The organism is Shewanella sp. MBTL60-007 (assembly GCF_019654915.1).
Taxonomy (GTDB): Bacteria; Pseudomonadota; Gammaproteobacteria; order Enterobacterales; family Shewanellaceae; genus Shewanella.
Genome location: NZ_BPET01000002.1, coordinates 123312 through 144367, shown reverse-complemented (window position 1 = coordinate 144367; position 21056 = coordinate 123312). Strand labels below are relative to the sequence as shown.

The window sequence follows — 21056 nt, the reverse complement described above, 5'->3', positions numbered from 1 at the left end:
ATACAGACTGGGCTGCAGCGATTTTTAAGGATGATTTTTTGAAAAAATCGTATAAATTATTTTTAATAAAGCTTGTAATTTAAAGCGAAAGCCTCAAATGTAATAGGTAAGAAGTCATTGTAAAAAGGAAAACCTATGAAAATAAATCTTTCTGGTCACCACGTTGATGTTACAGACGTAGTAAGACAGCATGTCCAAGAGAAGTTTTCGAAGATAGAGAGTCATTTTCCAACCCTGATCGCCTTAGATATTATTATTTCTAAAGAGCATGGCGAATTCCAGGTTGAAATCAGAACCAATTATGAAGGAAGTCGAATTTCCGCGTCAGGTAATGATCCCGTTATGTATCCAGCGATTACCAACGCAGCTAAAAAACTCGATGCGGCACTAAAGCATCGTAAAGGTCAACTGAAGGCTGACTTACACGCCAAGCCAGTTGTGACGACACCAGAGATTGCACATGAGAAAGTTCAAGAGATGAACTTAGTCTAATCTCTAAAGATAAGATTTTTGTTACTCAACAATAGATGAAAGCCCTCGTTACTAAGCGGTAACGAGGGCTTTTTTATCGATGGTTAATCGCTTTCCGCCTTGGAAAACTCGGTATGATTCTCCTTAGGAGGAGGGGTCCAACTCCGCTCCGCCTTCGAGTAGCTACGATATCGCTCATCCTTCATCGCTGCACTCAGGGTTTCTTCAAGCTGAATAAACATATCACGGTAATGTACTAGGTACTTATCGTCTTCGGTAAACTGCTTCCATGCTTCATATAGGGTATCTTTATGGGTCGTTTCCGTTTCATAAAAGGTCGCCCGCTGCTGCTCGGCCTTGAACGGATGTACACCTAACCTTATCAGCGCATGCTTTCCTAGGTTGAGTGCCGAATGGAAGGTTTCACTCACCATAAAATCAGCCCCAGCATTACGTAGGCGATAAAGGTGTCTTCGGTCAAATGCCCGTGCCATCACAATCACATGGGGGTAGGTATGCTTGATATATTCGACTAAGGCTACGGCGCGTTCAGGGTTATCGATCGCCACGACCAACATCTTAGCTTGCTCAATACCTGCGGTATGGAGCAGGTCGGGCTGGGTGGCATCGCCGTAATAGCTCTTGGTGTTAATTTTCCTAAGGTTTTCGACCTGCTGAACTTCGTGGTCGAGTACTACAGTTTTCACACCATTGGTTACTAACAGACGATTGACTATCTGGCCAAAACGGCCGACACCGGCAATAATTACCGTACCTTTCTCATCGATATCATCGGGTTCGCGAGTATTCTCTGTTTTTTCATATCGAGGCAAAATTACCTTATCAAACAGGATAAATAATCCCGGAGTGAGGAACATAGAGATGGCGACAACCAGTGACAGCAATTGCGCGAGTTCATTGGTGATAACATGGTTTTGCACTGTATAGCTAAGTAGCACGAAGCCGAATTCACCGGCTTGCGCTAGGCTCAAGGCAAATAGCCAGCGGTCGCTCCCCCTGATCTTAAATATAAAGGCCAGTGCCAGTAATACTAGGGCCTTGATCAGAATAACCCCAAAGGTCATTGCCATTACTGGACCTATGTTGCTGATGAGCACGTCAAAGTTGATGCCAGCGCCTACAGTGATAAAAAATAGCCCGAGTAATAATCCCTTGAATGGTTCGATATTGGACTCAAGTTCATGCCTAAACTCACTGTTAGCCAGTACAACACCGGCTAGGAAGGTGCCTAGTGCGGGAGACAGACCGACAAGACTCATAAGTGCTGCAATGCCGATAACCAGCATAAGTGCTGTTGCGGTAAAGATCTCTCTCAGCCCCGAGCTGGCAACATAGCGAAATAGTGGACGACTCAAGTAGTGGCCGCCAACCACAACGCTGGCAATCGCCATCAAGACCACAATACCGTAAGCCCAGCCCGGTAGCCCCGCCACTAACGACAGCTCTTCATGGTGCTCGGCTGCACTGCTCGCAACAGATTGTGCTTTTTCAACTAATTCAGGCAGAGCCAGCAAAGGGATAAATGCCAGCATAGGGATGACGGCGATATCTTGAAACAGCAGCACAGAGAAGGCGTTTTTTCCTCCCTCTGTCTTGGTTAAGTTTTTCTCATTAAAGGTCTGCAGTACGATAGCGGTCGATGATAGCGAGAAAATCATCCCTACAGTTAAGGCAATAGGCCAGCCGTAGTCGAAACTTAGGGCGATGCCCATCACGACTAAGGTAGATAGCCCCACTTGCAGGCCGCCTAAACCGATAAGCTTATTACGCATATCCCACAGCATTCTAGGTTCTAACTCGAGGCCTACTAGGAATAGCATCATAACCACACCAAACTCGGCAAAGTGCTGCAGGGTGTTGGTTTCTGCGCCCACCAGCCCAATAATAGGCCCTATCACAACCCCAGCCATTAAGTAGCCCAGTACTGAGCCCAGACCGAGTCTTTTGGCGATGGGCACAGCGATAACGGCAGCGCATAAATAGATAAAAGCTTGAATAAAGTAAGCTGTCATGATTAGTGCTCCCGGATCAACAGGTCGAGGTGACCATTGAGTTTTTCGAGCGATTGCGCCTGTTCGATATCAAACCTGTCCTCACTGAGTGCTCTGAGTGTTCTCACCCACTTTTGAACATGAGTATCCACACGGTTTTCATCGGAGGCGCTTCGGGCACAGAACAAAGCGAACGGTGCTAAGAAGGTCATGCCAGTTAAGTTGGCCATCTGTTCAAGGGGGCGAAGTAACTCCCTCAAGGTGAAATGGTTATAGCCTTCCTCACAGTATGCTGACTCACTGCCTCCGGCACTAAGAGCGCACAGAAAGGTCTTGCCGCACAGGGTTTTGCCCTTAGCTCCATAGGCGAAGTTGTACTCTAATACCAGATCTTGCCACTCTTTTAAAATAGCTGGAGTGGAGTACCAATACAGTGGAAACATAAAGACCACGATGTCGTGGTCTCTGAGTCTTTGTTGCTCTTTGTCTATGTTGATCCTAAATGTGGGATATTCCCCATAGAGATCAACTGCGGTCACATTTGGCTGTAATTGGGTCGCTTTAAAGAGTGGAGTATTAATTTCGGATCGTTCTTGGGAGGGATGTGCATAGAGCACGAGGATTTTCTTTGCAGCGAGTGTCATTTTTTATCCAGCCAGTTGACATTACAGATTACTATTTAATCTAGCATAGACAGCAAGATACGCTAACTGTTTTTAGGCATTTAGATGGCTTAGTTTTCCGTTGGCGATAGCCTTATATAAACGACTCGAGTTTGGGTTTATCAGGTGGCAATCCATGGGGGAACTTGCTCGGTCTAATGTCAAATTGGCGTGATAGTCTGTACCTAGTGCCACTAGAAGTATGTTGCTTGGTGAGCCGTCTACTCCAAAAGATATAGTTTTAAAACAGCCAGATAGCTACATGGGTCACAGAAGCTATAATCTAAAGCGATAGTGATTGTTATCACGAATAGGCGCGGATACACTGACGATTAAATTAAAGTGGCATTTGAAATGCTTGTTTGTAAGGTGGACTATGCTGAATATTGATGATCCAAAAGCGACGGAAAAAATTCCGGCTATCTTGCGCTTGGGGTTTAGACCTTTTTTCTTAGGTGGCGCAAGTGTTGCAATGCTATTCGTGCCGCTATGGCTACTGACCTGGTTCTATCCCCAATACAGTTTATTCCAGACGGACTTTTGGGTAAAAGTCGTTCCCCTGTGGTGGCATCCCCATGAGATGTTGTTTGGCTTTGCATTGGCAATCGTATGTGGCTTTTTGCTGACAGCGGTTCAAAACTGGACGAATCAGCCAGGTATGAAAGGCTGGGCTTTGGCGCTGACGTTCGCTTGCTGGTTATTGGCAAGGTTGACTCTATTGCTGCCAGTGTCGATTCCACTGTGGCTACCGGCACTACTGGACTCGCTGTTTTTAGGTTTGACCGCGATTAAACTTTGGCGAAGTATCTATAAGGTTAAACAGTGGCACAATATCGGCTTTCCTATCATGCTGCTGGTGGCGATGATGATTAATCTTTTAAGCTACTACGCTCTAAGTGAGAGAGATTTTTCACTGAGCCAGCAAATTTGGCAATCGATGCTGTGGTGGTTAGGGCTACTGATCACTATCGTCGGTGGGCGCGTAATTCCCTTCTTTACAGCAATTCGCATCAAAGCGACGAAACCTGAGCCTATCGCTCTGCTTGATAACAGCTTAATCATTATTATGGTGGCTTTAGTTGTGCAGGCGATTAGTCAGGTGATGCCCAAAGAGGTGGAGCAAGCGTTACTATACGCCGCAGGTGGATTACACTTGCTACGCTGGTCACGATGGAATCCCCATAAGACACTGAAAGAGCCGATGCTTTGGTCGCTGCAAGTCTCATATTTGCTGTTACCAATAACATTATTAGCCATGGCTTGGCGTATTGATGACACTATGGCCTATCGTCACCTATTGCATCTGTTTGCCATTGGCTCGTTAGCTGGGATATGTCTGTCCATGATCTCCAGAGTCTCCTTAGGCCACACCAGTCGCAATATCTACGAAGGTCCTAATATGGTGTTAGCCTTCGCTTGCTTGCCAATCGCGGCAATATTACGTGCTGTTATGCCGATAGTCGCACCTGCCGAGTACCAGTTATGGTTATGGCTTGCGGGAGGTTTTTGGTCATTAGCTTTTGCGATGTTTGTATTTAATTACGCCTCGATACTCTCTAAACCACGTATCGACGGCCGGCCAGGATAGGTTTCATTCTTAAAAGAAAACTGATTAAAAATAGAGAAGAGTTCAGTAAAAACATAAGGTTGATAGAAAAACAAATGACAGTAAAAAATCTGATAAAAATTGCCGGGTCGATATCTTTAGCCTTGCTAATGCCGATAACGAGTGTGCAGGCAGAGGAAAATGCCAATGCACAGACTGCAGGCGCAAAAGAGCAGCAGCAACGCGACAAGGCACTAAGGGCTAAGTTTCCAGTGCAGTATGAGAGCTGGCAGGAGACCTCAGAGCAAACTGAGCGTGAAGATATGCTTGCGAGCTACCCTGCAGCCATTATTTTATGGGCAGGCTCGTCATTTGCTAAAGAATATAACAGCCCACGAGGCCATCATTTTGCCGTTGCGGATGTGACTCATACGCTGCGTACAGGCGTGCCGCCAGCTGCCGGAGATAAGGGCTTGTCGGCCAGTTGCTGGACCTGTAAGACACCCGATGCCCCAAGGCTGATGAAAGAGCTAGGTGTGGAGGGCTTCTCGGCCAAGAACTTTACCGACCTCGGGACAGAGATAAACAGTGTTGTGTACTGCACCGACTGTCATGTGGACGGTAAGGCTGAGCTGGCGTTACCCCGTCCTCACGCCCAAGATGCGATGGCCAAAGTGCACCTGCCTTTCGATAAGCAAGATGCGAATATGCAAGGTGCGCAGGTTTGTGGTCAGTGCCATGTGACTTACTACTTCCAGCCGGAACGCAGTGACAAGGTCAATATCCCTTGGATCTTTGGTAACAATGTTGACGATATTGAGAAGTACTATGATACTCGTCGCTTCTATGAGTGGATCCATCCTATCTCTAAAACCCCCATCCTCAAGGCGCGTCATCCAGAGTTTGAGCACTGGGTAAGAAGTGAACATGCAGAGGCTGGGGTGACCTGTATTACCTGCCATATGCCTGAAGAGACAGACGCAAGTGGCAATACCTTTACCAGCCACAAGGTGAGTAAGGCACTGGATCATTTCGACTCGGTTTGCCAAAACTGCCATAAGAGTGAAAAAACCATTATCAAGTCTCTTGAGAACAGTAAGGCGACAATTAACGCTAAGGCGCGAGAAGTAGAAGATCTGCTAGTAAAAGCTCATTACGAGGCTGCAGCGGCGTGGGAAGCGGGAGCAACTTGGCCGTTGATGAACGATGCAATTATGGCGATTCGTCACTCGCAGTGGCGCTGGGATTTTGCCATGGCGTCCCATGGTTTATATGCTCATAACCCAAAAGAGGGGAACGCGCTGCTCGATATGTCGATCAAGCAGGTCAACTATGCCCGTGAATCGCTAGCCGAAATTTTGAAGATGTTCGCTGTGACTAAGGTTGATTACCCTGACATTAGCAGCAAAGAGTCGGCTCAAGCCGCTGTGGGAATTAAGCTTGATAAGTTAACCGAGCAGAAGCAGCAGTTTATTAAGCAAGAGGTCGATAAAAACTGGTCAGAAGTGACTCGTTACGGTTACTAACCGCTTGTATTGTGATTGAATTAAAGGCTCTCGTTTGAGCCTTTTTTATTGGCCCTTGTGTTTAGGTGACAGCGTTCATGCAAGCTGATAACCTGTTTTTAATGGATAGTATTTGCTCAATATCTTTTGATGCTAAGGTAGCTGATACAAGTTTGAAATCGCATTTACCATTATCTAAAAACAGGGATTGATTATGTGTAATAGAGTGGCGTGGCTATTATCGCTATTTGTAGCAACAATGGTGTTTTCAAACTTTAGTTTTGCATTAGCAGGCTTAAGTGAAGCTCAGCTTAAACAGAAGGGATTGGATTTTGTCGAGGCGAAGAACGCTAGGCAGAGGCTCGATAGCGGGGTTGAGGATATCGACTGTTACCTTAGCTTGTTATCAGAGAGTTTTATCGATGAGTATGTCCATTATAAGGTGACTTTCTCTGCCGATAAAGCCAAGTTACGCGCCCGCCTAATTGAGAAAATGAAACAGCAAACCTTAGAGAATCAAGTGCAGATCCAACAGATGATGGTCGGCCCCAACGTCGTGGTTATCAAGCTGGTAGAAAAAGGTAAAATTAAACCCACAGGCCAGAGCCAGACACTGGATATTGAACGCCTCAGTGTGATTAGCCTAGAGTTTGATAAGCATGGGCTTATCACTCATATTCGTCGTCATGGTGAGTCGCTGTGATTTTAGTTTTTTTACCCGTTAATTATTTCATCGTTGGACGTTAGTTTGGACTCGGATACCTTGAACTCAGCTAGCTACACCACGATTGCGGCTTGGTCTCTGGCAATTGCTAGAGCATTAAGTGTTAGCAATATCGAGCCTAAGGCATTATTTGAGCGAGTTGGGTTAGATCTTGGTGCATTGGAAGCGCAGCCGAGTGGTCGTGTTGAAATCCATAAGATGACTCGACTTTGGCAAGCAGCCGAGCAGGCGTCTGCATCGGATGCGTTTGGGCTAACCGTTGGCCAGTATGCTTTCCCTATACACTTTCACTCATTAGGCAGGCTCATGATGAGCTGTGACTCATTAGCGCAAGCCTTCGAAGCACTCCCCGAATATTCAGCCCTCGTGAGTAATAGCGGTCAGATCCGCCTACAACGTACACCTCAGTGGCTTGGATTTACCATTAGCCCCCTAAACGGGGTTGAGATCAGCGAGCTCGCTATCGATGCGTTTTTTAGTAGCTTGATGCAGCAGGGTAAGCAGATGGTTGGTCATGGACACTTTGTGCGTAAGGTAGAGTTAATGCGTAGCGAGCCTAAATCGCTTCAGCCATGGCAAGACTGCTTCGGTTGTCCTGTGGTAATTAATGCCGTGGATAACTGTATGTGGATGGATAGAAGTGTTCTGGAGCAGACGTCACTGACCAAAGATCCGCAATTAGCTGAGTCTAATGAATTGGCTGTTCGTCAATACCTGCATAATATGCAGGCATTGAGTTGGCGACAGAAAACCAGTCAAGGGATCCATGCAAGCTTACTTAATCAAGAGCCTACTGCAGCTAAAATAGCCCAGATGTACAATATTAGCGAACGTAGCTTAGGTCGCTATTTGCAGCTGGAAGGAACGGGCTTTAGAGAGTTGCTTAAACTCAAACGCCAAGAGTTAGCACATCATTACCTCATTAACACCGATATGCCCATTAGCTTACTGTCCGACACTTTAGGCTATAGCAGTGTGAGTAACTTTACCCGATCATTCAAATCTTGGCGGGGGATGAGTCCCTCGCAATATCGACAGGTAGCAGATTCATCGGCTTAGTTATACTCGGTTCAGTTTTGCCTCTAACAATTGATTTGGCGAAAAATGATAACCATGATGTTGTCGGTATGTAATAGGTTGGTTTGTAGTTTTTAACAACCGAGCCTTTACCTATGCGAATAACAAAAACAGAGACGCTCAAGCCCTATTTACTTGCGGGATTAACTGCTTTTTTTATTGTCGGCTGCCAGCCAGAGAGCAACACCTCAGAAGGTTCGCTCACAGAGGTTGATGGCGCAGGCTTTACAGCCGCAAGTCCCCATACCATTGAGGCAAATCAGCGCCTCTTATCTCAGCTTCCTTTCGATGATATTCAGGATTTTGACGATGCCAATCGCGGCTTTATCGCCAAAATGCCAGAGCTGAGAGTGCTCGATACCAGTGGTAACATTGTCTGGGATAGAACCGCTTATGACTTTATTGAGGGAGAAGCGCCTGAGAGTGTTAACCCCAGCCTTTGGCGCCAAGCTCGCCTGAATAATATCGATGGACTGTTTGAGGTTACGACCGATGTCTATCAGTTACGGGGTTTTGATTTGGCCAACATGACGGTGATTAAGGGGGATAGCGGATGGATTATTGTTGATCCACTTACCACTGCCGAAACCGCAAAGGTCGCCTTTGATTTTCTGAATAAAACATTAGGAGAGCGGCCTGTTTCAGCCATCATTTTTACTCACAGTCATATGGATCACTTTGGCGGTGCACTCGGTTTATTGGCTGATGGAGAGGTCTTTGCTGAGGAAGTCGATATCATCGCCCCAGCAGGCTTTATGCATGAGGCGACCAGCGAGAATGTCATGGCTGGCACAGCCATGAGTCGCCGCGCCATGTACATGTATGGTAAACAGCTGCCGCGTTCGGATCGGGGGCATATCGATTCAGGTTTAGGCAAAGAGCCAGCCTTTGGTGAATTTGGCATTCTTAGTCCAAATGTGGTGGTCGGGCATGACTCTGCTATGGAGATAGATGGCGTTCCCTTTGAATTTCAAATCGTATCAGGCTCAGAAGCCCCCGCCGAGTTTACTTTTTACCTGCCAGAGCAGCAGGCTTATTGCGGCGCCGAATTAGTGTCTAAAAATATGCATAATTTGTATACGTTACGTGGTGCAAAGGTGCGTGACGCATTGGTATGGAGCCGAGCAATTGATGAAGCCCTCAATGCTCAGCGAGATACCAAAGTCTATTTTGGCAGTCATCATTGGCCTATCTGGGGCCAAGCCGAGGTGAATGAGTTTTTAGAAAAGCAGCGTGATACTTATAAGTATATTCATGATCAGTCGGTGCGTATGCTTAACGCCGGGCTGACTCCGGCTGAAATTGCCGAAAAAATTCAAATGCCGCCATCACTTTCTAATACTTTTGCTAGTCGCGGTTACTACGGCACAGTTAAGCACAATGCCAAGGCGGTGTATCAAGCTTATTTAGGCTGGTACGACGCCAACCCAGTTAACTTAGATCCGCTGCCAGCCACCGCAACCGCCATTAAGTATGTTGAACTAATGGGGGGCACAGATAAGGTCATGGCGGCAACACAACTGGCAGTGGACTCAGGGGAGTATCGCTGGGCAGCCGAGCTGATCAACCATCTGGTGGTTAGCGATGCTGATAACCATAAGGCAAAAGCGTTACTTGCACATATCTATGATCAGTTAGGCTATCAAGCGGAATCGGCGCCGTGGCGAGATGTGTACCTTAGTGCTGCCTATGAGCTGCGCCACGGCAGTCCTGAAAAGGGTATCGATCTCGCCTCTATGAAGCAGATCTTACTGCACTCTCCACTCGATAACTTTATGCAGTCAATGGCAACGCGGGTGATCGGCCCTGAAGTCTTCGGTGAGGAGTTTGTACTCAATATTAACTTTACCGATCTCGATAGAAACTACGTATTAAGCCTTAACAATGCGGTTCTGCATCATAAGCTCGCGCCAAAATCTGCCAAGGCCAACGCGACATTAAACATTAGTCATGAGCTATTTGTCGACCTCATCATAGGCAATGCTGGAGTGAAAGAGGTACTGTTTTCTGACGAGCTTGAAATTGAGGGCAGCAAGCTTGATTTAGTCAGCTTCTTTTCATCGTTAGATAAACCCAAAGGTGTGTTTAATATTGTCACACCTTAGTCGAATGTGACTGGGCGTCATAGCGGGCGCCTTTGTTTTGGAGTTCGCAATAATATTTGCGTTAAACCGTCAACCTAATGAATTCAGTTTTGATTGATGGTAAATGCAACATAGAGTCGATATATTTTTGGCTAAGAGTTACATCTAACAAAAGTGGTTCCAATGGCCTGCGGCCAGCGCATGTGCAGACACTGCCGTGACACGCTATAAATACATCCTTGTAAGCTCGACCATGACGTCCATGTCATGGACGGTCACGGCCGTGTCTACACTGAGTTAGAAAAGCATAACCTTTGACATTTAGAGTTATCGCTAAAGCTTTAGCTCGTTATTGGACTGTGGTTAAAAGGCTCTAAGGTAGTTTGTAGAATTAGGAAACGTATGTGCTGTAACGCCGCGCTCTGCGGCAAATTTGAAGCGTAGCGGAGAATTTGTCCGACAGCAGCGCCTTGTTAACGTCGATTCTCATCTTCTGTCACAGGGTGATTTCCAAAATCATCTGGAAGCTCTTCGAGTAACTCTTCTGAATGATACTCAAGGACTATTTCACCCTTTGTTAATCTTTCTGTCCAATATCTGCCTACTAGCTTGAGCTTTGGCCTCTCAACTATTTTAAATACTGCTGTCCCATCGTGGGGAATACTTCTATCACTTAAGCTCAATCTAGGCTTGCTTGTATATGAGTATGCTATGTTTTTAATTTGACGATCAGGATCAATTAGAAAACCCTCTGAATATGAAGAGCTTTCCATCTCACCTGTAAACATCATGCAGCTCACATGGAAAAATGATTGATTTACAGTGAGCATCACTGGTATTGGAGGTGGTTTTTCTCCTGTCTCAGGATTTTTCCAGTCTGAGTATATAAAGCCCAACCAGCTTCCGTTTAGATTTGGGAAAGGTACAAGCCACCCTCTAAATAACTTTAACTTCCATCCCCACTTGACGAAAACCGCAATTATTAACAAATCAATACTCACTACTTTCGGAACAAGCCCAAAGAAGTCTTTAACTTTTGATAGATCCAAGCCGCCAAAGTACGCGAGAGAAAACCATGCTACCGCTGATATTCCGATCAGTAAATAAAGCGAACTTTTAATCGTTACGTTGCGCATTACTCAAATCCAAAGTAATTCCAAGCCGCCTTAGCAAATTCACGGCCATCCTTTCGAGTCCATTTTTGGCCCGAATGGAATAGGAAAAAACAATTATTTACTTCGACCCAACGACCCTCGTCCGGTTCTTCACCCTGAAGATTATCCCAAATATGAAACAGCATAGCTCGCAGTCGCTCAGTCCAAGTTGAATGAGAAAACACATGATTTGGGCAGTTGTAAGCTAAACACTCCATGAAGAAAGATGGCAATTCTCTGAATGTTCCATCATCTGCCATTGCATTTTCAATTCGCTTTAGAAGGCGAGCCCCTTTTTTATAGGCGTAATTAGTTGCATTATTCTTTTCAGTTCCATTTTTCATCTGTTGGGCGGGATAGTTGACGATACTACTACCATCTCTTTTAAATATTTTGGTCCCATCCCTTGTCCCATTGTTCATGTAGTAACGAAAGCTGAAACATGGAACTACATCCGCATCCACGCGTGCTGAGCTAGAGTTTATCTGTATAGCAGTGGACCCCGACGAATCTACTTGTCCGGAAAATTTTGCTTCCATTGCAGAAATAAGCTCAGCTCTCAATTTTGCTGGAGTCCAAATACCTTCATACGATTCTCCTGGCGGATGGTTGCCTTTCTCTGACTCCTCCCAATATTGAACCTCCGTGCATTCCACTGCTATGTCCACATCGCTATCTGAACGCACATTCGTGTTATTCGCATAAGACCCTTTCGCAAAAACTTTCAACGAACAATTATCGAATGGTGCGTGCGAGTTTATCGCTTCACGAATCATCCGTTCAGTTCTATCCTGCTTATCCTTCTCCGTGTCGCTAGAAGGAGCAGTCCAACCGGATAGTTTATCTTCCAAACTCATGGCTCATTCCTTTAAAACGCTAACAGCTTATTAGTGCGCATGCGCGTATATTTGGGAAAACGCGCATGCACATTTAATAAACCTATTATTTAAGCTTTGCTAAATCAAAGCTATTGATTAATAAGCACTCTAGCAGAATGGTGTTGGATAAACGAGCATTAAAAATTGCAAGGTAAGCATTGATATTAACGTTGAATATAAAGGGCGGAGCGAATTTGCGGCAGATAATAAACTAGCCTTTTAGCCATTGCTCCGAATCAGCAGAATCGTGCTTGTCTAACCAAGTGCAGATACGGCTGAAACCGTCGAAAACATGGATGTTTTCGTTGAGCCTACAGGGATGTACTTGAGGCGAGCTTCAGCAGTGTCTGCACATACGCCCGCTGCAGGCGATTAATCATGCTGAAGTGACTATTTATAGCTCACAGCCATATAACACCGAGTAAAAACAAAAATTGAATTAGCTTATTTCGAAGCTAAAAAAACCACCTTGCGGTGGCTTTTTAGTGACTGTTTATAACTGCATGTTGAGCAGCAACTCCACAGTTAGCAACTAGTTAGCGATTTTTAAATCTGGCTTGTCGCTGATTAAGTTCATATCAAAGTCAAACTCATCGACGCGAATCGCTCGCTCACGCTTAAGATTATAGTCTTGTAGCAACTTGTGCTCGGCATCGCTAATGACTTTTGCATCAAGTGCCGCATTTAAGGTCAATGCAAATCTTACTCCTGGCTTAAATGTCTTAGCGCGAATCGCCTTTTTAACTTTAGCCAGTAGTGGTAAGCACGCAATTTTAGCAAGGTAAGCCTGCTCATTAATGTCGTTACCGTCGCCAGCAATTGGCTTAACGAGATGAGTTAGGTTGTGCTTAAACTCGGTATTTAACTGAGCTTGCTCGGCTAACTCACGTACTAAGTCATCGTTGATTTTTGGCATCTTCGCTGAGTAAGTCATGGTGATTAAACGCATAAACTTACGTGTGGCTGAAGATGGGAAGTTATCTAAGAAGTCTAATAATGCTTTTTCTGCCTGACATAGCGACCAGCGCGTGGCGTAATGGAAGTACGGCGCCGCTTCTATTCGCTGTTCTGCGGTTAGCTTCTTTTCATAGTAACGAATAGAGGCCATCGCCGCATATAGGTAACTCATCACATCACCTAAACGGGCAGACAGCATCTCAGCTTGCTTTAACTTGCCACCAAGTACCAGTAACGAAAAGTCGGCATAGACCGCAAGTTTAGAAGCTAGCTTATGTACTGATTGCTCGTATGGTTTCACTTCCGCAAGGGTTGACGCTGCTGATGCAGTGAATGGTAATAGACCTAGTTTAAAGGCACGTAAGCTGTTGCCAACACTGTAGCTAACGGTTTTACGCAAAATGCCGTTAAAGACTTTGTCTGCATTTTTCTCATTTGAGTGGATAGATTCAACCATAGATTGTAAGTATGGGTGACAACGCATCACGCCTTGACCGAAAATCATCAAGTTACGGGTAAGAATGTTGGCGCCCTCAACGGTAATCGCAATTGGCTGTGCCACATAACCTGAGGCTAAGGTATTTTGCGGACCACATTGAATCGCCTTACCAGCTTGAATGTCCATCGCAGAATCGAGTACATCGCGGCCAAGCTCTGTCATATGGTATTTAGCAATGGCGGTTACAACTGATGGTTTTAAGCCAAGACCGAGGCCTTCGGTTGTGAGTACGCGCATCGCTTCTTGTAGGTAAGTTTTACCGGCAATATCGGCGAGCTTCTCTTGAATACCTTCAAATTTGCCAATTGATAAACCAAACTGCTCACGCACTGCTGCGTATTCAGCAGAAGACTTAAATGATGCCTGACTCACTGATACGCCTAGAGCGGGCAGTGAAATACCGCGCCCTGCGCCAAGACAAGCCACTAGCATTGCCCAGCCGCGACCGATATTCTTTTGGCCACCAATGATGAAGTCCATAGGAATAAATACGTTTTCACCGCGGGTAGTACCGTTGTAAAAACGGATCCCCATAGGATCATGACGATTGCCAAGCTGCACACCTGGGTGAGATTTAGGAATAAGCGCACAGGTAATACCAAGCTGCTCTTTGCCGCCGAGTAAACCGTTAGGATCTTCAACTTTAAAGGCCAAACCTAATACGCTGGCAATAGGGGCGAGGGTGATATAGCGCTTGTCCCAAGTGATACTCAATCCTAATACTTGTTCACCTTGGTATTCACCCATGGTGACAGTACCAATATCGGGAATGCCGCCGGCATCAGAGCCGGCTTCAGGGCTAGTTAGTGCGAAGCATGGGATCTCTTGACCATTGGCTAAGCGCGGTAACCAGTAATCTTGCTGCTCTGATGTACCGTAATGCATGAGTAGCTCACCGGGGCCAAGAGAGTTGGGCACCATTACGGTGACGGCCACGGCAGAACTCTTAGCTGCAATTGTGGCAACGATGGTTGAGTTGGCATAAGGACTAAACTCAAGACCACCAAAAGATTTTGGAATGATTAATGAGAAAAACTTGTTCTCTTTTAAAAAGGTAAGAATGTTTTCAGGCAGATGGGTGCTGCGTTGAATTTCAAAGTCGTCAACCATTTCCAGTAAGGTGGTGACTGGACCATCAAGGAAAGCTTGTTCATCGGCAGAAAGACTTGCCACAGGGATATCACGTAGGGCTGCAAAATCCGGTACACCTTGATAAATCGAACCTTCTAACCACACATCACCGGCATCAAGCGCCTCTTGTTCTGTGGTAGAAATGCTTGGCAATATTTTTTTTAGTTGTGTTCTTATGCTCATAATAAATGCTCGTCCGACCAGAAGTTATGCTTCACATTACGTCACAAAATGAGTCGTAGATCAAATTTTCAAACAACAAATTTAAACGCTTGTTTGGATTTTTAGGTCGCCGGTGTTTAATTTTTGTTTTTTAAGGTAAAAATTTCATAAGCTTACGCGTGTACGCTTAAATGAAATTATTTTTAAAATAATGCAGGATGATTTCTCAGCTTTGCTGGAAAAGTTTGTAGCAGTTGCAGGGAGAACAGGTTAAGCGGGAAAAGGGAAAAGGGAAAAGGGAAAAGGGCATAGTCAACGACAAGGGCATTACCCTTGTCGTTAACAGCTAAGTTAATTGATAAGTTAACCTCGTTTATTCACCCGAGCGTTACTTTGAACCCGCTTATACATCTTACTTAAGCTCTTATCTTTAGCACGTTTTTCAGCAATGCTCGCGCCATTCATGGCTTGCTCACGCATCAGTTTTTGGTAACTGTGCAGGCGTCGCTCAGTTAACTGATTATTTGTGATTGCAGCTTGTACCGCACAGCCGGGTTCGTGCTGGTGTTGGCAGTCAGCAAAGCGGCATTGTTTTGCATACTCAACCACATCGGCAAAGGTTTCGTTTAGGCCGTCTTCACAGTCTGCAAGTTGTAATTCGCGCATACCCGGTGTATCAAGTAGTAAACCACCTGAGTGAGTTAAGTGTAACGAGCGGCTCGTTGTGGTGTGTCTGCCCTTGCTGTCATCTTCGCGAATGGCTGATGTGATCTGGCTCGATTCACCTAACAGCGCGTTAACTAAGGTCGATTTACCCACTCCCGATGAGCCAATAAAGGCGACAGTTTTACCTTCACTGCAATAGTGACTCAGCGCCTGAGTGCTTTGCTTATCTAAACCATTGACCGTTTCAATGAGTAGGTTGGCATCAAGCTCTCGCAGCGCGGCAATAAAAGGGCTAAGTTCATCGCATAAATCGACTTTTGTTAGCACTATCACTGGGGTGACTTTTGCCTCATTGACTAGGGCTAAGTAACGCTCGATACGGTTAACATTAAAGTCATCATTAAGCGACGAAACAATAAAGACCCAATCAAGGTTAGCGGCAATAAGCTGTTGCTCCACCTTGGATCCCGCCGCTTTGCGACTAAACAGTGAGTTACGCTCAAGTAAGGACACAAACTGTTGCTGCTTATCGAGTAGTAGCCAGTCGCCTACCGTCATTTCCGGCATACTTTGATGGATAGCTAGACTTAACTCGCCGCTTTCTGTTAATAGCTGATATTGGCTGCGATGATGAGCGCTCACTCGTGCGATACAGGTATAATCTGCTGATTCAGTTATAAGCTGCTGTTGAAAAAATCCATTCCAGCCTAATTGCTTTAAGCTTGTTAATGTCGCTGCAGATTGAGTTTGTTCAGGTGTATTGATAACAGCTGATTTTTGCGTAAACGAGTTTGATTTTAAATGATTAAAACGATTTAATTTGGTCATATAAACCCCAGCGCAAAGCGCCTGAATATTGATTCTGGGGGACTTAAAATAGGTAAGTTCCCGGTCTTGTTATCTACTACCGGGCAAAGTGCTTTTACAAGTCAGCAGAGTAGGTCGGCATGATAAAAATCATACTCGCTCGTGTGACTCACATGTGTAATACAGACTCTTGCTTTGACAAGAGAGGGTACTTAACGTGCTGCAGCTGCCCAGTTAGGGTTTACTACAATCATCAAATTCTCCATTTCTAAAGTTATCGTTAATAAGGACGTTGGCAGAGTGTGCTAGGCACAACAAAACAAACTTTGCAGGTAATTTAGCAACTCCTTAGTTGCCTTGCTAGGTTTGCTGACTACATGTTGGTGAACTTGTGCTCAATCTCACAATAGCTAATGTAGCAACTCAATCTAACAATAGCAGTGTAGCAGGTAAAGGCTTATAGGCATCCCTGCTAGCCTTAACCTACTTATAGAGATAGGGGCGCGGTAGCTTTTTAAGTGTTTATGTCTGTAACTGAGATCGCAAATAGTCGATAAGTGTTAGGTAGCACTGGCATACAATATCGGCTTGGTAGGCGTAATCAGGGATCACACTTGGTGTATAAAGGATGCTTTTTGTACCTGCGTTGTTGGCCGTTTGCAGATCAAACAGGTAATCACCAATAAATAAAATATTGGCAGGTTTGATTTGCCACTGAGCACAAATACGTTCAACGCCCTCTGGATGAGGTTTAGCTTTGGCATCAAACCGTGTCAACAGTGGGTCGAAATCGACGCCGATAGTTAAGTCGAGCTTGGCTAGTGTGATATGGGCTGCTTCTGGCATATTGCGGGTTAGAATCGCCTGCGGTATGTGTAAGCTAGTTAAAAACGCCATCAGTTGTGGCGCGCCAGCGATCCATGTGGCGCCGTGTGAGCTTTCAAGCTCATAGTGCTGGATTATGGCTTGTGTTTGCTCTGCCAGTGTTGGTTCTGTGATTGAATTAACGTAACTTAATATATCGGTCGCAGGCGCAATGCCTAGTTCTGCTCTTAAGCCAGCAAAATTTGGATTTGAGTTGGCGAGGGTGCCGTCTAAATCAAAAATCACCCCTTTAATTTGGCTAAAGTCAAAAGCCTTGTTAATGGTAATACTCAATCAAAACTATCCTTAATCTGCGGTGATGAAATGGAGCTCTTTAAACGATAGCTCGAAGTTACCAGCTTGCTTGTCGGCCACTAAAAATCCCAGTTGTTTTATGTTGTCGAAGCTCAGTGCAGGCGCTTCAACGGGGCGGCCTCGATACACGGCAGTAAAGTCACTAGGGCTGAACTGTATGGTTATCCAAGTATCCTTTTGCGTACGGAAATGGCTCGAGTAAGCAAAAGAGTCCCATTGATTATCGGTTCTAAGTCTTAGTTGATAATCTCTGCCATCGCCTTTGACTTGCAAGCAGATCATTTTTACAGCGCTGGCAATAGGTGTTGATAGTGATGTTCGCGTAGACGCAAAACCGCCATTTTGCTCTAACGATAAAGTACCAGAAAACCTTGCTATGCCATTGTCGATATCCAGTTTGCTCGCGGATATGCCACCCATTACTGTGTCGTTAATTAGGCGCCAATCAGATGCTTGACTAAGCGTTAGAGTATACTCTTGAGCTTGTGCTTTGCTTGGATGATTGATTGTCATAATCAAAAGTACCGCCATGACCGAAAGTGAGTAAACAGATTTTTTATTGTGATGTTGTTTTTGCTGAAAATCACTGAACATCTTTGGGAACTGTTTCATTATCTGTTGCATGTTTTGACCTTGCTAAAAGCTTGGTTTGACATTGATTACGAAACAAATGCACAAAAGGTTTATTAATAGCTTAATGCTAAGCCAAAATAAAAAAACCGCACAGAGGTGCGGCTATTTTTGACAATCAATTTAGCTTACATAGCTCACCCACTCAGCTACTTCAGCTGGGTTGCCGTAGGCCTTGAGCCAACGGATAAAGCTCTGTGGGCAGCGTGTATGTAAGTTGAGTTGGCACCAAGCATCTAATGAAGCTTGGGTATTATATCCATCCATGTATGCGCTATAGGCTTTGTTTGCATGACGCCAAAAACTATGGTCGATGCGTCCACGTTCTGCAAGAAACGGGTGATCACCTTTGGGCTGGATCTGCTTACAAACATCGGTGCTTAAGTCGGTTAAAATTCGCTGCAGAACATCGGCGCCGATTTCATTGATCTCTAGCTCGTCGATGCGGGCAATATCATCCCCTACGAGCAAGCTCACTCGTTCAATTAAATAATCGGTATTGAGATTTATTGCCATTTCATAGGCAAAAACATCCAGCCTTGCAAAAATACGGTCTCTAAACTCCTCTTTAGTAAAAACCTTATCTTTTAGTGCCTTATTGTAGCTACGGCTATTGGGGTGTTTGCTTGTTAGCTCTTTTTGCAACAACGGATATTCGCTTAAGTTCTCTTTAGGCAGCAGGGAAAGAAGGTGGATTAGGTCCGGAGTGTTGACCATTAAAGTACCAAGTTCTGCTTGTGCCTTTTGTGAAAGTTTTACTTCCATGTGGGATCCATTTTTGGGCTAATCGGTGGCTCCATCTTACCTATTTCAGACTAATTTCCAAGGACTACTAAGCAATACTAAGAGCTGAGTAGTTTTCTAGTGAACGATAGCTTGGCACATTGCGGTTATCAAACTAATAGGAGACTTGGAATGAAACATCAATTAGCGCTAATCGTGCTTGCTGTAGCCGTTAGTGGCTGCTCAATGGGACATGCATATAGAGCGGCTAAAGCCATGGCAAATTATGAAGTTGTGGGCACCTCTGCGCCAGAATTCACCTATGACGATATGCGCATGACTTTTCCTAAGCCGCGTTCGCCAGAAAGCACAAAACTGCTGAGTTGTTTCACGACAACGGGTCTATTTACCGATACCAGTGAAAACTCGGCAAGAAAAGTGGCGAATGCCTACCTAAAAACCAAGCTACCCCATAGGGTCACCACCTCTTCAGCGTTTTTCGAGCATAACAACCATGTGTGTTTTGAGTTCGATACTGTGATTAGCCATTAGCCATTAGCCATTAGCCATTAGCCATTAGCCATTAGCCTCAGCAGGAGCTGTTATGAAAAAACGACTTATTAATACATTAATCGGAATAGTGATTTCGACTCAAATAGCTTCAGTTAACGCGGTAGAGTTTAAACCCGTCGATACTGAATTTGTCTCACAGGCGGCAGCCTTTGCAGTGACTCAAGATAATTGGGATCAAGCCGCAAACGCCGCGGTGACTTTTCCCCACGCATACCGCTTTACTCGTCATATGGCAATTGCTCCTGCAAATTCAAATCCTGTTGAACCATGGCGGGAGGCTCCGATTGAATTACTGTCGTTAAAAGCAAACGACCTTGATGGTCCACATAGTCTCGAAGTACTGCTTAGAGACAGGTTAAAAAACCATTCTATGGTAGTACTTAATAATGGAAAATTAGCGCATCAGCACTTTTTTAATGACTATGGTCCAGAACAAACACACCTACAGATGTCGGTGACAAAATCTTTTACTTCGATACTGGCGGCAATATCGGTTGCAGAGGGAAAGCTTGATATGGATTTACCTATAGTCAGCTATTTACCAGAATTGAAAGGCACTGGCTTTGAGAATGCCACTGTGCAAGAGGTCGCCGATATGCGCTCAGGGATCGGTGTTAAGTTTTCCCAAGGTAAGCTTTGGGATGATCGCATGACTGAGGCCCAGGACTGGAATGGTGATAGTCAATACTCAAATATGCGCAGCATTATGGATTATGCCAAGGTGCTAGATAATTATCGCCCAATCGGCAAAGTATATGATTATTTAGATATCAATACGGAGCTGTTAGGTAAGGTTGTTGAAAAAGTGCAGGGTAAGCCATTAGCCGAGGTTTTTGCTGCAAAATTATGGCATAAAATTGACGTTGAAAATCCAGCTCGCTGGATGGCCAATCGAAATGGTGAAGTCGTTGCCTCTGGCGGGTTGAATATCACAACCCGAGATCTTGCCAGAGTAGGGCAGGTGATACTTAATGGTGGTAAAAACCTTAGGGGGGAGCAGGTGATCCCTACAGCATTCATTGAGTCACTGATGCAAGGCAACGACAAGGTTCGTCATTCATGGCGTCAGGGCAAGGAATCTAAGCTGGCTAAAGGCTGGTATCAAGATCAGTTTAGAGTACTTTATCTTCCTAACAGTAAAGGGAAAACCTATAAAGTCTTGGCAATGGTTGGTATTCATGGGCAAATTCTTGCCATGGACTTAGAGAGTCAAACCGTGATTGCGATGAACTCGGGGTTTGGTGATATGGAGCCACCAAGAATGGCCTTGATGATATTTAAGCAGATAATTCCCGCTATTTTGGATGCGATGCCCAGCCACAGAGATTAAAAATTTGTTTGACCACTAAAAAATAGGCGACAGTTTCATGGACTCTCTAGCCACGGATGGCCCCCTATTTTTACTTCAACTTAGGCTCCCATTGTTGAGATAAATAAAATCGCTATCGATTTCTATCAATAAAGGCCGTTATTCAATTAACGGCCTTTTCTGTATCTAAGATTTGATCATTGCCTTAAATGTTGCTTTTGGACTCTGCCAACAGGTCAATGACTCAGCTTACCTTTCTATCTCTATTGTTTACCAATTTTCTTAATGATGTTTGGTAAAACGGCCT

The 21056-nt window shown here is 45.0% G+C and carries 17 protein-coding genes; 8 read left to right on the top strand and 9 right to left on the bottom strand.

Annotation, left to right across the window (positions count from 1 at the left end; translation table 11 throughout):
* Positions 1-135 precede the first annotated feature (135 nt).
* A complete protein-coding gene (gene hpf / locus K5Q92_RS01390) occupies positions 136-492 on the top strand; it encodes a ribosome hibernation-promoting factor, HPF/YfiA family (protein WP_202722397.1) in 357 nt (118 codons plus the stop codon).
* An 83-nt stretch (positions 493-575) separates the two neighbouring features.
* Here hpf and K5Q92_RS01385 read toward each other — a convergent pair whose 3' ends face one another.
* Together K5Q92_RS01385 and K5Q92_RS01380 are read right to left on the bottom strand one after the other, a co-directional pair.
* Positions 576-2504, bottom strand: coding sequence for a monovalent cation:proton antiporter-2 (CPA2) family protein (locus tag K5Q92_RS01385; RefSeq protein ID WP_220767259.1), 1929 nt, complete (start codon positions 2502-2504; stop codon positions 576-578).
* Positions 2505-2506: 2 nt separating this feature from the next.
* Positions 2507-3127, bottom strand: coding sequence for an NAD(P)H-dependent oxidoreductase (locus K5Q92_RS01380; RefSeq protein ID WP_220767258.1), 621 nt, complete (start codon positions 3125-3127; stop codon positions 2507-2509).
* Positions 3128-3521: 394 nt separating this feature from the next.
* Here K5Q92_RS01380 and K5Q92_RS01375 point away from each other — a divergent pair, with 394 nt between their 5' ends.
* The 5 genes from K5Q92_RS01375 to K5Q92_RS01355 all read left to right on the top strand — a co-directional run bounded on the left by K5Q92_RS01375 (position 3522) and on the right by K5Q92_RS01355 (position 10102).
* Positions 3522-4733, top strand: coding sequence for an NnrS family protein (locus K5Q92_RS01375; RefSeq protein WP_220767257.1), 1212 nt, complete (start codon positions 3522-3524; stop codon positions 4731-4733).
* A 74-nt stretch (positions 4734-4807) separates the two neighbouring features.
* Positions 4808-6217 (top strand): ammonia-forming cytochrome c nitrite reductase subunit c552, encoded by a 1410-nt coding sequence (locus K5Q92_RS01370; protein ID WP_220767256.1) that lies wholly within the window; start codon positions 4808-4810, stop codon positions 6215-6217.
* Positions 6218-6410: 193 nt separating this feature from the next.
* Positions 6411-6899: a hypothetical protein gene (locus K5Q92_RS01365; RefSeq protein WP_220767255.1), complete on the top strand. Its 489-nt coding sequence runs from the start codon at positions 6411-6413 to the stop codon at positions 6897-6899.
* A gap of 45 nt (positions 6900-6944) precedes the next feature.
* Positions 6945-7979, top strand: a complete 1035-nt coding sequence (locus K5Q92_RS01360; protein ID WP_259649456.1) for an AraC family transcriptional regulator — start codon at positions 6945-6947, stop codon at positions 7977-7979.
* A 113-nt stretch (positions 7980-8092) separates the two neighbouring features.
* A complete protein-coding gene (locus K5Q92_RS01355; RefSeq protein WP_220767254.1) occupies positions 8093-10102 on the top strand; it encodes an alkyl/aryl-sulfatase in 2010 nt (669 codons plus the stop codon).
* 452 nt (positions 10103-10554) lie between these two features.
* On the opposite strand, the gene K5Q92_RS01350 is transcribed toward K5Q92_RS01355, so the two are convergent.
* The 7 genes from K5Q92_RS01350 to K5Q92_RS01320 all read right to left on the bottom strand — a co-directional run bounded on the left by K5Q92_RS01350 (position 10555) and on the right by K5Q92_RS01320 (position 18909).
* Positions 10555-11217 (bottom strand): hypothetical protein, encoded by a 663-nt coding sequence (locus tag K5Q92_RS01350; RefSeq protein ID WP_220767253.1) that lies wholly within the window; start codon positions 11215-11217, stop codon positions 10555-10557.
* Positions 11217-12092: a nucleotidyltransferase gene (locus K5Q92_RS01345; RefSeq protein ID WP_220767252.1), complete on the bottom strand. Its 876-nt coding sequence runs from the start codon at positions 12090-12092 to the stop codon at positions 11217-11219. Before K5Q92_RS01345 ends, K5Q92_RS01350 begins: the two co-directional genes overlap by 1 nt.
* 553 nt (positions 12093-12645) lie before the next feature.
* The gene (locus K5Q92_RS01340; RefSeq protein WP_220767251.1) at positions 12646-14883 is read right to left on the bottom strand and encodes an acyl-CoA dehydrogenase; all 2238 of its coding nucleotides are present in this window, start codon (positions 14881-14883) and stop codon (positions 12646-12648) included.
* Between the two features lie 342 nt (positions 14884-15225).
* Positions 15226-16356: a ribosome small subunit-dependent GTPase A gene (rsgA, locus tag K5Q92_RS01335; protein WP_220767250.1), complete on the bottom strand. Its 1131-nt coding sequence runs from the start codon at positions 16354-16356 to the stop codon at positions 15226-15228.
* A gap of 501 nt (positions 16357-16857) precedes the next feature.
* Positions 16858-17493 (bottom strand): HAD family hydrolase, encoded by a 636-nt coding sequence (locus K5Q92_RS01330; protein WP_220767249.1) that lies wholly within the window; start codon positions 17491-17493, stop codon positions 16858-16860.
* 12 nt (positions 17494-17505) lie between these two features.
* A complete protein-coding gene (locus tag K5Q92_RS01325) occupies positions 17506-18138 on the bottom strand; it encodes a CIA30 family protein (RefSeq protein WP_259649455.1) in 633 nt (210 codons plus the stop codon).
* 129 nt (positions 18139-18267) lie between these two features.
* Complete coding sequence (locus K5Q92_RS01320; protein ID WP_220767248.1) at positions 18268-18909, bottom strand: hypothetical protein; 642 nt, start codon at positions 18907-18909, stop codon at positions 18268-18270.
* A 150-nt stretch (positions 18910-19059) separates the two neighbouring features.
* Here K5Q92_RS01320 and K5Q92_RS01315 point away from each other — a divergent pair, with 150 nt between their 5' ends.
* Positions 19060-19419, top strand: coding sequence for a hypothetical protein (locus K5Q92_RS01315; RefSeq protein ID WP_220767247.1), 360 nt, complete (start codon positions 19060-19062; stop codon positions 19417-19419).
* A 52-nt stretch (positions 19420-19471) separates the two neighbouring features.
* Positions 19472-20770: a serine hydrolase gene (locus K5Q92_RS01310; protein WP_220767246.1), complete on the top strand. Its 1299-nt coding sequence runs from the start codon at positions 19472-19474 to the stop codon at positions 20768-20770.
* Positions 20771-21056 lie beyond the last annotated feature (286 nt).